Source organism: Curtobacterium sp. NPDC088465 (assembly GCF_044753165.1).
In the GTDB taxonomy this organism is placed as follows: Bacteria; Actinomycetota; Actinomycetes; order Actinomycetales; family Microbacteriaceae; genus Curtobacterium.
The window spans coordinates 510,540-522,751 of sequence record NZ_JBIVMR010000001.1; the positions used below are offsets into that span (position 1 = coordinate 510,540).

A 12,212-nucleotide genomic window follows, 5' to 3' on the forward strand; every position below is an offset into this window, starting at 1 on the left:
GCGTCGCTGACCCGGCGCTCACCCGGTCTGCCGCCACGCGCGTCCGACGCGGGCGACCGACGGACGGGAGGCGCGGGACCGACGGGTGCCCTGCCTCCCGTCCGGTGGGCGGCGGTGGTCGCTGGTGGTCGCCGCCTCAGGCCGCCAGGTCGAGCAGCACGTCGTGCGCCACGCGCGCTGCGCGTGCCGACGCGTCGTCGAGGTGCTCCCGGAACTCGTCGCCGTCCGGTGCGCACAGGTCGCTGATCCCACGGATCGACAGGAACGGCATGTCGTGCACGTGCGCGAACTGCGCGATGGCCGCGGACTCCATGTCCACCGCTGCGACCGCGGGGAAGACCTCGCGCAACGCACGGGCGCGCCCCTCGGTGACGAAGACCTCGCTCGAGCCGATGGTCGCGGATCGGATGCGGTACGGCGTCCGAGCAGCGGCGGCGCGGGCGAGCATGCGGGAGTCGGGCGCGTACTGCGGCGGCATCCCGGGGACCTGCCCGAGCGCGTAGCCGAACGCCGTCGCGTCCGCGTTGATGTTCACGTAGTGCTCGCCGACGACGACGTCACCGATCTCGATGCCGCGCATGAGCCCGCCGGCGGTCCCGACGCTGAGCACCGGGACGGTGCCGAAGTCGTGGAAGCAGTGCGCGACGGCGGCCGTCGCGTTCGTGAACCCGATGCCGCTGCGGCGGAGGGCGACCACCGATCCGCCGACGTCGAGCAGGTGGTGTTCGTCGTGTCCGCCCACCGGCCCGTCGTCGATGACGACACCCCCCAGCAGGGTGGCGACGGCGGAGAGTTCCTCGGTCATCGCGGCGATGACGACGGCGACGGGCGTTGCTTGCACCGACCGATCCTCGCACGGAGCGGCTCGGCTCCCGTGCACGACGGCGCTCACGCGGCGGAGGACGGCCCGGCCGGGGACCCCGCGGCGGGCAGTGCCACCTCGACGACGAGACCGCCCTCCGGACGTGCGGCGACGTCGAGCGTGCCACCGTGCGAGGTCACGATCGCCGCGACGATCGCCAGACCGAGACCGGCGCCGGCGTCGTCCTCGCGCCGCCGCGAGGCCACCCGTTGGAACGGCTCGGTGAGGGTCGGGACGACCGCGGCCGGCACGACGGCACCGGGGTTCTCGACCACGACGACCGACGCGCCGTGCCGGGTGCCCGTCGTGACGCGGACCCAGCCGTCCCGCCCCGGGCCGACGTTGTGGACGACGGCGTTCTGCAGGAGGTTCGTCACGAGCTGGAGCAGCAGGGACGTCGAGCCGGTCGTCCACGCCGTCGCCGTGACGGGCTCGACGTCGATGCCCCGCGCCTCGGCGAGGGGCAGGACGGTCTCGACGGCCTCGTCCGCCAGGAGCGACAGGTCCACCCGCTCGCGGTCCGGGAGCTCCCGGCCGGCTCGTGCGAGCACCAGCAGGGCCTCGGTCAGGTCGACCGCCCGCTCGTTCACGTTCCGCAACCGCTCGAGGACCCCGGCCGGGTCGCGGTCCGGCTCGCGGGCGGCGACCTCGAGCAGCGCGCGCGTCGTGGCCAGCGGCGTCCGCAGCTCGTGCGAGGCGTTCGCCGCGAAGCGCTGCTGCTCCGCCACGTACGCCTCGAGCCGTCCGACCATCCCGTCGAACGCGTCGGCGAGGTCGCGGAACTCGTCGCGTCGCCCGGGGAGCGCGACGCGGTGCGCGAGCGACCCCGCCGCGACCTGTCGCGTGGCGTCGGTGATCCGGTGGAGCGGCGCCAGCACCCTCCCGGCGAGGAACCACCCGCCGACCAGCCCGACGACCACGAGTCCCACGGACACCGCGGCCGCTGCGGGGACGAACGCACGGACGAGGTCGGAACGATCCGGGACGTAGCCGTCGGTCGTGGCCAGGTTCCCGACGGGCACGTACCGCAGGAGGAACACCCAGACCACGGCGAGGATCAGCGCTCCGGTGAGCACCACCACCCCCGCGTAGCTGAGGGCGAGTCGCACCCGCACGCTGGCGCCGCGGCGACGGTCGGTCACGAGCCGCCGTCCGTCACGCCGTCGGCACGCGGTCCGTCGGTGTCGATGCGGTAGCCGACGCCCGGCACGGTGGCGATCACCCACGGCTCCCCCAGGCGCTTGCGGAGCGCCGACACCGTGATCCGGACGGCGTTCGTGAAGGGGTCCGCGTTCTCGTCCCAGGCGCGTTCGAGCAGCTGCTCGGCACTCACCACCCCGCCACCGGCGCGGACGAGGACCTCGAGCACGGCGAACTGCTTGCGGGTGAGGGCGACGTGGTGGCCGTCGCGGAAGACCTCGCGGCGGAACGGGTCGACCCGCAGCCCCGCCGCTTCGAGGACCGGTGGGCGGTGCTCGCCGCTCCGCCGTGCCAGCGCGCGGACGCGGAGCACGAGCTCCCGCAGTGCGAACGGCTTCGTCAGGTAGTCGTCAGCACCGACGGCGAAGCCGGAGACCTTGTCGTCGAGTCGGTCGGCCGCGGTCAGCATGAGCACCGGGACGCCGGCGTCGGTCGCGACCAGGTGTGCGGCGACCTCGTCGCCGGTCGGCCCGGGGACGTCCCGGTCGAGCACCGCGACGTCGTAGCGGTTCAGCGCGAGGAGCTCGAGCGCGGCGTCCCCGTCCTGCGCGACGTCGGCCGCGATGGCCTCGAGGCGGAAGCCGTCGCGGACGGCCTCGGCGAGCAGGGGCTCGTCCTCGAGGATCAGCACACGCACGGCACCGATGCTAGGCGGCGGTACGTGTCGGGAGCGTATGCGGAAACGCGTACGCTCCGACGACACGGTCCACGCTGCACTGGTCGACATGCAGCACCGTCCCGCTCCTCCCTCCGTCCCCGTCCCCGCACGACCGCGACGAACCGGGGCCGTCCTGGTCGTCGTCGTCCTCCTCGCCCTCGTCGCGGCGGTCGCCGTCGTCCTCGTCGTGCTGTCCGCCGTCTCCGGCCGCCCCGGAGCGACCGGCGGCGCACCGGGGCACGGCCTCACCGGCGCCTCCGCCGGCACACACGACGACGGCACGGCCGGCGCCGCCACCGGATCCGCCGCCGGCGAGGTGCCGTCCGGCGCGTCGGTCTTCGACGACGACCTGCCCGCGGTCGCACGACTGCAGCCGGACCTGCTCGACGCGGTCCGTCGCGCTGCCCGGGACGCCGAGGGCGAGGGCGTGCGCTTCGTCGTGAACAGCGGCTGGCGCTCCCCCGCGCTCCAGGAACGACTCCTCGACGACGCCGTCGCCGAGTACGGCTCGCGGCAGGAGGCGGCGCGCTGGGTCTCGACGCCCGAGACGTCGCTCCACGTCCGCGGCGAGGCGATCGACATCGGGGACTGGGATGCGGCCACCTGGCTGCAGGACAACGGCGCTCGGTACGGGCTCTGCCAGGTCTACGACAACGAGGCGTGGCACTTCGAGCTCCGGCCGGACGCCCCCTCCGACGGGTGCCCCCGCAAGTACTGGGACCCGACCGGCGACCCGCGGATGCAGCAGTGACCGCGTCCGGGTCGCTCCTGACGGTCCACGACGACGCCATCCGCGCCAACACGACCTTCTTCGCCGCCCTGACGGGCGGACGGTTGATGGCGGTGCTCAAGGCCGACGGGTTCGGGCACGGGGCGGTCGCACGGTCCGTCCTGGAGGCCGGGGCCGGCTCCGTCGGTGTCACGAGCGTCGACGAGGCGCTCGCGGTCCGCGCCGAGGGCGTGACCGCACCGGTGCTGAGCTGGCTGAACCCACCGGACGCGGACTTCGCCGCGGCGGTCGGCGCCGACGTCGCGCTCGCCGTCGCCGACCCCGCCGTCCTGGTCGCCGTCGTGGTCGCGGCACGCGCCGTCGGTCGCGCGGCACGGGTGCACCTGCACGTCGACGTCGGCATGGCCCGCGAGGGGTGTGCGCCGGCCGACTGGGCAGCGCTGTGCTCGCTGGCGCGCGAGGCCGAGGGCACCGGCGCGGTCCGGGTCGTCGGCGTGATGGGGCACATGTCCTCGGCGGACCGCCCCGAGGACGACCAGAACGTCCGCGAACGCCTGCTCTTCGGCAACGCCGTCCGGACCGCCCGTCGCCGCGGGCTGACCCCGTCCACGGTGCACCTCGCGGCCACCGCTGCCACGCTGACCGGCGTCGGGGCCGGGTTCGACCTGCACCGGATCGGCGCCGGACTCTTCGGCATCGACCCCTCGGGCACGACCGACCGGCTGCGGCCGGCGCTGTCACTGACGACCGTGGTCGTGTCCTCGCGCTCGGCGCGGGCGGGCACCCGCATCGGGTACGGCGGGACGAGCACGACCGCGTCCGCGACGAACCTGGCGCTGCTGCCGCTCGGGTACGGCGACGGTCTCCCCCGCGCTGCCTCGGGCCGGGCCGAGGTCCTGGTCCGTGGGCGCCGGTGTCCGGTCGTCGGGCGCTTCTCGATGGACAGCGTCGTCGTCGACACCGGCACCGAACGCACGTCCCCGGGCGAACCGGTCACCGTGTTCGGCCCCGGGGACGGCGGCGAACCGACCGTCGCCGAGTGGGCGGCGTGGGCGGGGACGATCCCGCACGAGCTCGTCACGCGGATCGGCAGCCGGGTCGCCCGCGTGCACCGCACCAGCACCAGCACCAGCACCAGCACCAATCCGAGCACCGAGGAGCACCCGTGACCGACCGACCACACCACCGCGTCGCCGTGATCGGCGGCGGCGCGAACGACGAGCACGACGTGTCCCTGGCCTCCGCGGCGGCCGTCGTCGCCGCACTCCGCACCGGCGGCCACACCGCGGTCCCGCTGACCGTCGGCCGTGACGGCACGTGGCACGACGAGGGCGGGGCGCTCCTGTCCCCGGCCGATGCCGTCGCCCGGTTGACGTCCTGCGACGCGGCCTTCCCGCTGCTCCACGGCGAGCACGGCGAGGACGGCGCCGTCGCCGGGCTGCTCGACCTCGTCGGCGTGCCCGTCGTCGGCTCACCGGTCCGAGCCGGCGCCCTCGCGGCGGACAAGTGGGTGACGAAGACGGTCGCCGGCGCGGTCGGCATCGCCTGCGCGCCCGCCGTGCGCGTCGCGGCAGCGGTGTCGGCGACCGAGGCAGCGGCGGCCGTCCCGTCCGCACCCCCGCTCGTGGTGAAGCCGATGTCTGCCGGGTCGAGCAACGGCGTCACCCTGGTCCGGCGGCACGACGACCTGACGGCGGCGATCGAGCACGCACGCTCCGCCGGCGGCACCGTGCTCGTCGAGTCGTTCGTCGCCGGGCGTGAGGTCGACGTGGCGCTGTTCCGCGACCGGTCCGGCGTCCTGCGGTGCGGCGCGACACTGGAGATCGCCACCGACGGGCGCGGCGTCTTCGACCGGGAACAGAAGTACGACGGCAGCGCCCCGTTCCGGATCCCGGCCGGCCTGTCGGTCGCCGAGCACGCAGCGGTCACCGGTGCCGCCGCCGTGCTCTACGAGGTCCTGGGCTGCGCCGGGGTCGCCCGCTTCGACTTCTTCGTCACCGGTGACGGGGTGGTGCTCAACGAGGTGAACACGGCGCCGGGCTTCACCGAGCAGTCGCAGGTCCCGCGGATGTACGCGGCGGTGGGCCTCGGCTACGTCGAGCTCGTCGACGAGCTGCTCGCGGCAGCGCTCGGCTGACGAGGCGGGCGGGCGGCGACGTCGTCCTCCGCCCGCCGCCCGCGCTACCGGACCTCGAAGGCGTACGTCGAGTACCCGTACGGCGTCGCCCGGTCGACACCCTGCAACCGGATCTGCCGCCACGTACCGGACAGCGGGACCCGGTCGGTGCCGCCGTCACCGTCGGTGACGGTGACGATGGTCGTCCACGCGCCCGTCGTCCCGTCCCGTCCCTCGATGCGGTAGGCGCGGCCGTACGCGTCCTCCCACCGGATCGTCGCCTCGTGCACCTCGTGGCGCGCACCGAGGTCGACGTCGAGCCGGGCATCGTCCCGGTGCTCGCTCGCCCACCGCGTGCCCGGGTCCCCGTCCACCGCGTGACGCGCCGGTGTGCCTGCCGACTCGTCGCCGGACGACGAGACCGCGGCGCGCCGGGCGAGGTCCGGCGTCGGCGTGCCCTCGGTGGAGAACACCCGGAACGACCACACCGAGACGCCGTACCGGGTCGTGCGCGAGTCGGCCACCAGGCGCACGAAGCGGGCCCGGATGCCGTCGAGGTCGTGCGTCTCCGTCCCGCCCCGTCCCTCGGCCGTCGTCGAGACCGTGCGCCACGGGTCGGATGCCCGGTCGCGGACCTCGACGTGGTCCGACGCCGCTGCAGCCGTCTCCCAGAGGACCTCGACGCGGTCGAGCGGCAGCACCGAGCCGAGGTCGACGGCGAGCCACTCGCCGTCGCGAGCCGTGCTCGACCACCGGGTCGTGTCGTCGTCGTCGACGGCGGCGTCGCCGGACAGGTCACCGCGCTCGTCGGACGAGGTCGTCACCGGCTTGCCGACGGCGACGTCGCGGGAGACCGCGGGCGACTCACCCTGGTCGAGGGTCGTGAGGACGGCCTGCCCGGTCGCCGCACCACGGACCGCGCGGACCGTCGCGGTGGCACCGCCGCGGTCCGGCAGGGTCGCCGTGCCCGAGGCGCTCACCGTCGCACCGTCGTCCGCGGTCCAGACGGGCTGGGCGTCACCGGTCAGCAGACCGCCGTAGCCGTCGGCGTCGAACCCGTACGCGGCGAGCCGGACGGCGGCGCCGGGCAGCACCGTGACGCTGCGCGGGGCGACCAGCAGGTCGCGCACGTCCACGTCGGCGGTGGCCGGTGTCCCGCTCACCTGCACGTCCCAGACCGAGTAGCCGTACTGGGTGAGGCGGTCGGTCATGTGCAGCCGGACGAAGCGGGCGGTCGCGCCGACCGGCACGGTGTCCACCGACGCGTCCGCGTTCGTGACGGTGCGGACGTTCCGCCAGGGGCCGTCGTCCGTGTCGGACACCTGCACGACGTACCGTGCCGCCGCGGCGTTCTCCCACGTGACCCTGACGGAGTCGACGTCCCGCGCGGACCCGAGGTCGAGCGTCAGGTCCACCGTGTCGACGCCGTGCGCGCTCTCCCAGCGGGTGGCGGGGTCCCCGTCGACGGCCTTCGCCGCGGTGTTGCCCCCGTCGGTCGAGCTCGCGGTCGCGGTGGTCCCCTCGACCACCGGGACAGAGGCGATCGACGACACGACGGCGCTGCCCTCGACCCCGCCGGCCTCGACCCCGCCGGCCTCGACGTCGCCCACCGTCGCGACGACGTAGCCTGCGCCGGGCGCGGTGGTGGTGAGGGTCCCGTCACCGGTGACCGTGCCGGGAGCGGTGGTGCTCCAGGCGACGTCGGCGGGCAGCGGAGCCGGGTCACCGTACTGGTCGTGGCCCTCGGCGGAGAACGTCACCGGCTCGCCGACCACGGCACGGGCGGTGCCGGGCGTCACGGCGATGCCCGTGAGCACCGGTGCCGGGGCGACACGGACGTCGTACGCGTCGGAGACCGTGCCGACGGTCGCGGTCACGGACACCTGGTCCGCCGCGGCCCCCGCGTGCAGGGTGCCGTCCTGGTCGATCGTCCCCGCACTCGTCGACCACCGCACGTCGTCGAGCGGCACGGTCGCGCCGTATTGGTCGTAGCCGGTCGCGGTGAACGCGGTCGTGCTGCCCGGGGCGAGCGTGCGCGGGTCGCCCGCCGTCCCGACGACGACCTTCGCCAGTCGGGCATCGAGGTGCGACGTGATCTGCGTCCGGGCGGGCACCGCGATCTGCCCGACGACCCGCTGCCCCGCGTACACGTCGTAGGTGCGCTGGACGTCGTCGACGTTGTCGATCACGTAGGAGTACGTGCCGTCGGCGGCGCGGAACACCTGGCTCAGCGGGTTCGACGTGTGGCGGTCGGTGACCTCGTGCCCGACGGTGCGGTTCGACATCGCCTGGTGGTAGACCATCCCGGCCATCGACTGTCCGGTCACGGTCGGGTCCTGCGCCTCCCAGAGCGCCGCGTGGACGTCGGCGTAGGTGTCCGGGTCGTACTGGGCGAGGAACCCGAGGACGACGTTGCCGAGTGCATCGCCCATCTCGCTGAAGACGGCGGCCGCGCGGGCGGTGTCGGCGCCCGGGCGGTGGTGGGTCAGGTCGACGCCGTACAGCCGGCCGATGGTGTCGGGGTCCGCCCGGTAGTCGGTGACGAGGAACGGCAGGAGCGGCGACGGCTCCGGCCAGTCCCCCGGCTGCCGGTCCGCCGTCGGGCCGTCGAGCTGCGCGGGCACGAGTGCCGCCGGCAGGGCCTCGGGTGTCCACCACCGGGACGGGAACACGACGGAGCCGTCGTCGTCGACCGAGACGTACAGCGTGTCCGTCGACCGGTCGTACAGGGGGTTCGTCGCGGTCTTCGCGGTCACGTAGCCCGGGTGGTTCCGTTCCACGGCCCGGATCGCGTCCTGCAGCTCACCGATCGCCGCCGGCCGGTCCCGCGTGATCGCGACGTCCCCGTAGGTACCGACGCCCCACCACTTCTTGGTGAGCATCTGCACGTGCCCGGCGTTGCCGTCCACGACGCCGTCCTGCCCGACGACCTCGCCCCGGGCTGCCATCATCTGCCGCATGATCGCCTTCGAGAAGTCCGGGTCCCACCCGAAGTACGTGAACCACGGCGCGGTCGGCATCCACTGGATCCCGTAGATCCACGCGGGGTCGCCGGAGAAGTACGTGGCCTCGGCCTGCCCGGAGTCGAAGAGGATGCCGGCCTGTCCGGCGTCGTACGCCTCGGGGAACGCGCCGTCGCCGTCGTACGCCGCCGACGCCGGGTTGCCGTGGGCGTTCTGGTAGTAGTCGCGGACGGCGGCACGCTCGGTGACGTACTGCACCGCACCGGCTGCCTGCATGTCCTCGTCACCGAGCACCGACCCGAGCAGGAACAGCCCGGCCTCGGACTGGATCGCCTCGGACGACGACTCCTGGTTGTTGCCGCCCGGCGAGGACACACCGCCGGCGTTCGAGTGACCGGTCCACACGCCGAAGGTGCGGAAGTGCGGGAAGCGCTCGTCGTCCCGGTCCCAGTTCGCGTACTGCTTCGCGACGAGGGTCGCCATCTCGCCGTACCGCTGTGCCCACTCGGGGTCGGCCCGTCCGAGCAGCGCGGTCGCGAGTGTGAAGTAGCCGTAGTGGAAGTGGTTGTCGTTGAACTGGGCGGACCCGTACGAGTCGCCGAACCCGATGAGGGCCTTCCACGTCGGGTACATCGCGAAGAAGTGCTCCCGCTCGCCCTCGCTGTACGTGTACCAGTCCGTGAGTGCGCGCTCGAGGGTCGCCCGCATCCGGTCGGCGTCCTCGGTGTCGCCGACCTGGTCCGCGACGCTCATGTACGCGCCGAGCTGCTGCAGGTCCTTGCCGCCCCAGTAGGTGTCGCCGCCGTAGGTCTCCTTCGCGGCGTAGTCCGACAGGTACTGCCGCATGACCTCCTCGCGGTACGGGTCGTCGCCCGTGCTCGTCGGCTCGGCGCCGATCGGGGTCAGCCCGCTGAAGGCGTACCGCAGCGTCCAGCCGTCGTGCCCGACGGTCGTCCTCATCGTGCCGCGCGGCGTCGCGTACGTGGCTCCGGTGAACGACAGGTCGTGCGTCGCCTCGGCGTACTGGTGCTGCAGCCAGCCCTGGACGGTGTCGTGGTCCGAGCCCTGCAGCACGTCGGTCTGCAGTGTCCACCGCTGCTCGACCTGTCCCGCCGCGGGGTCGTACGAGTAGTCCATCCGGGTGTCCCGCGGGACGGCGAAGGCCGTGCGGTGCAGGTCGTCGAGCGTCAGCCCCTGCTCGGGCACCGCGCTGAGCACGAGGAAGGGGGTGCCCGCGGATGCCTCGAGCACGTTCCCGGAGCGGGTGAAGGTGGTGCCCGTGGGTGCGTGCACCCCGAACACGTGCCCGTCCTGCCGGATCTCGAAGCGGTCGGTCGTGATCGTCCCGGTGAGTCCGCGGCCGTCGGCGTCGGTGAGCGCGGCGCCGTCCTGCAGGGTGATGCGCGGGGTCATGCCGTGGAACTCGAACCACTCGTACGGCGACCCCTGCACGCTCGTCACGTCCATGTACTGACCGCCCGGTCCGGCCTGCGGCATCCGCCAGCTCACGTTCCAGTCGCCCCAGCGCAGGGCGTCGGCCCGATCGGCGGAGAACGCCGTGGTGAAGCGCTCCGCGATGCCGTCCGGGGCGTCCGTGAGCAGCACCTGGTCGACCAGGACGTGCGCCCACCCGGCACGGAGCGAGTCGACGACCCGGACCTGCGCCGTCCGTCCGCGGTACGCGCTGACGTCCCACGTCGTCCAGCGCAGCTCCTCGCTGTCCGCGCCGGTCGCCTCCTCGACCACCTCGCCGTCGACGAGCAGCTGCACCGCCTCGGCCCCGGGGTGTCGGCCCCCGCCGACCAGGAAGGCGAGGGTCGACCGGTCGACCGTGAACCCCGGCGAGGTGAGCGTGCCGGTCGCGCCGTCGCCGTCGCGGTCGGTGAACGAGTCGACGAACCCACCACCGAGCCAGCCGGACACGGCGCTCTGACCGGTCGCCGTCCCGGATGCGGTCCCGGCGAAGGCGTCACCGGTCGTGGTCCACCCGTCGGGCAGACCGTCCTCGAAGTCGGCGAGCACCCGGTCGGAGGCGTCCGGCGCCGGGTCGACCGTGCCGCCCACGGTGACCGGCGCGTCGAGTCGCATCGCGGTGCCGTCCGCGTTCCAGGACGTCGGGAGGGTCACCTTCGTCCCCTGCGCACTGTTCGACGACACGAACGGGTACGCCCACATGTCGCCCGAGTACCTGCTGACGAGCAGGTCGGTCCACCACTGGTTCGTGGGGACGGGCTTCCCCGCCTGCGACGGGTCGACGTACAGGTGCTGGTCGACGGTCTTCCGCACGTCGGCGACGGACGCGATCTCCGCCGGCGGCGTCGGCGCGTACGAGCCGGCCCCGACGCGCACGCCGTCGACCTGCGGGCCGGCAGCACCGGGAGCGGATGCGGCGGCCCGGTCGACCGGCGGGTCTGCCGGGTCGGCGGCTCCGGTCCCTTCGGCAGGGTCCGGCAGGACCGTCGGGAGGGTGCTCGCCGACGCGAGGTCCGCGGCGGCGACGGGCGCGAGCGAGAGCCCGCCGAGCAGGAGCGTGACGACGACGGTGCGGACCAGGTGCACGGAGGGGTCCCTTCCGGGGGCGGAGGTTCGGCGGGGCGTGCGTCGGGTCGCAGGGACCCCTGTCGGCAGGCCCGCGCTGGACGTCAGGAGAAGTGAGGATCCGTTCTAGAGATGCGGTGGCGGCACGACCCCGCTGCGCGTCCGCCGGGCCCCGATCCGCACCGTCGTCGGCTCCCAGCGGGCCCGGGGCTACCGTCGGACCGGTGACGGACGAACGACGCCGCGAGGTCGGCGACAACGACGCCCCGGTCGAGGACGAGATCGAGGAGTCCTTCGACGCGGTGGTCGACGAGGGGGCCGAACGCCTGCAGCGGACCCTGCGGGTGGTGCTCGCGACCGGGTTCGCCGGCGGCCTGGAGATCGGGCTCGGCGTGATGGGGTACCTGGCCGTCCTGCACGAGACCGACAGCCACCTGCTCGCGGGCCTCGCCTTCAGCTTCGGGCTCGTCGCGCTGTACCTGGCGCACAGCGAGCTCTTCACCGAGAACTTCCTCGTGCCGATCGTGGCGCTCGTCGCCCGGGAGGGCACGGTGTGGCAGCTCGTCCGGCTCTGGGCGGGGACGCTGGTCAGCAACCTCGCCGGCGGTTGGGTCGTGATGTGGCTCGTCGTCCAGGCGTTCCCGCAGTGGCACACGGTGCTCGAGGAGTCCGCCCGGCACTACGTCGACGCCCCCTTCGGACTGCAGACCGCGGTGCTCGCCGTGCTCGGTGGGAGCACGATCACCCTCGTGACCCGCATGCAGCAGGGCACCGACTCCGACCCGGCGAAGCTCGTCGCGGCGGTCGCCGGTGGCTTCCTGCTGGCCGGTCTGCAGCTCTTCCACTCGATCCTGGACTCGCTGCTGGTCTTCGGCGCCATCCAGGCGGGGGCGTCGATCACGTACGGCCAGTGGGCCGCCTGGTTCGGCTACGTGCTCGTGTTCAACGTGCTCGGCGGTGTCGTGCTGGTGACGTCGCTGCGCCTCATCCGGTCGGCGGACCTGCTGCGCGGTCGACGGCGCGACTCGCCGGACGCACCGGACCGTGCGACGGGCGAGCAGGAGCGGGGCACCGCGCGCTGACCGGACCGGGTGCCGGACGGGAGGCCCGTGGCGGCGTCGCCACGGGCCTCCCGTCCGGCACGG

8 protein-coding genes are annotated in these 12,212 nt (G+C 74.0%); 4 read left to right on the forward strand and 4 right to left on the reverse strand.

Annotated elements, in window-relative coordinates; genetic code table 11:
- Nucleotides 1-136: 136 nt before the first annotated feature.
- From mtnN to ACIP6W_RS02285, 3 genes are read right to left on the reverse strand one after another with little or no spacing between them, the layout of a single operon-like run.
- Nucleotides 137-841, reverse strand: a complete 705-nt coding sequence (mtnN, locus tag ACIP6W_RS02275; RefSeq protein WP_251160560.1) for a 5'-methylthioadenosine/S-adenosylhomocysteine nucleosidase — start codon at nt 839-841, stop codon at nt 137-139.
- A 47-nt stretch (nt 842-888) separates the two neighbouring features.
- A complete protein-coding gene (locus ACIP6W_RS02280) occupies nt 889-2,004 on the reverse strand; it encodes a sensor histidine kinase (RefSeq protein WP_400427985.1) in 1,116 nt (371 codons plus the stop codon).
- Nucleotides 2,001-2,699, reverse strand: a complete 699-nt coding sequence (locus tag ACIP6W_RS02285; RefSeq protein WP_400427988.1) for a response regulator transcription factor — start codon at nt 2,697-2,699, stop codon at nt 2,001-2,003. Before ACIP6W_RS02285 ends, ACIP6W_RS02280 begins: the two co-directional genes overlap by 4 nt.
- Before the next feature lie 88 nt (nt 2,700-2,787).
- On the opposite strand from ACIP6W_RS02285, the gene ACIP6W_RS02290 reads away from it, so the two are divergent.
- Genes ACIP6W_RS02290 through ACIP6W_RS02300 form a run of 3 tightly spaced genes read left to right on the forward strand, consistent with a single transcriptional unit; the run spans nt 2,788 to nt 5,587 of the window.
- Nucleotides 2,788-3,471 carry a M15 family metallopeptidase gene (locus ACIP6W_RS02290; protein WP_400427991.1) on the forward strand — a complete coding sequence of 228 codons (684 nt, stop codon included), beginning with the start codon at nt 2,788-2,790 and terminating at the stop codon, nt 3,469-3,471.
- On the forward strand, nt 3,468-4,619 hold the full coding sequence (alr, locus tag ACIP6W_RS02295; RefSeq protein ID WP_271826194.1) for an alanine racemase: 1,152 nt from the start codon (nt 3,468-3,470) through the stop codon (nt 4,617-4,619). The genes ACIP6W_RS02290 and alr overlap by 4 nt, the downstream gene beginning before the upstream one ends.
- Complete coding sequence (locus ACIP6W_RS02300) at nt 4,616-5,587, forward strand: ATP-grasp domain-containing protein (RefSeq protein ID WP_400427994.1); 972 nt, start codon at nt 4,616-4,618, stop codon at nt 5,585-5,587. Before alr ends, ACIP6W_RS02300 begins: the two co-directional genes overlap by 4 nt.
- Nucleotides 5,588-5,631: 44 nt before the next feature.
- Here the strand turns inward: ACIP6W_RS02300 and ACIP6W_RS02305 are convergent, their stop codons facing one another.
- Complete coding sequence (locus ACIP6W_RS02305; protein WP_400427997.1) at nt 5,632-11,088, reverse strand: discoidin domain-containing protein; 5,457 nt, start codon at nt 11,086-11,088, stop codon at nt 5,632-5,634.
- 203 nt (nt 11,089-11,291) lie between these two features.
- Here ACIP6W_RS02305 and ACIP6W_RS02310 point away from each other — a divergent pair, with 203 nt between their 5' ends.
- Entirely contained in the window at nt 11,292-12,149 is an 858-nt protein-coding gene (locus ACIP6W_RS02310; RefSeq protein ID WP_400428000.1) for a formate/nitrite transporter family protein, read from the forward strand.
- Nucleotides 12,150-12,212: the final 63 nt, after the last annotated feature.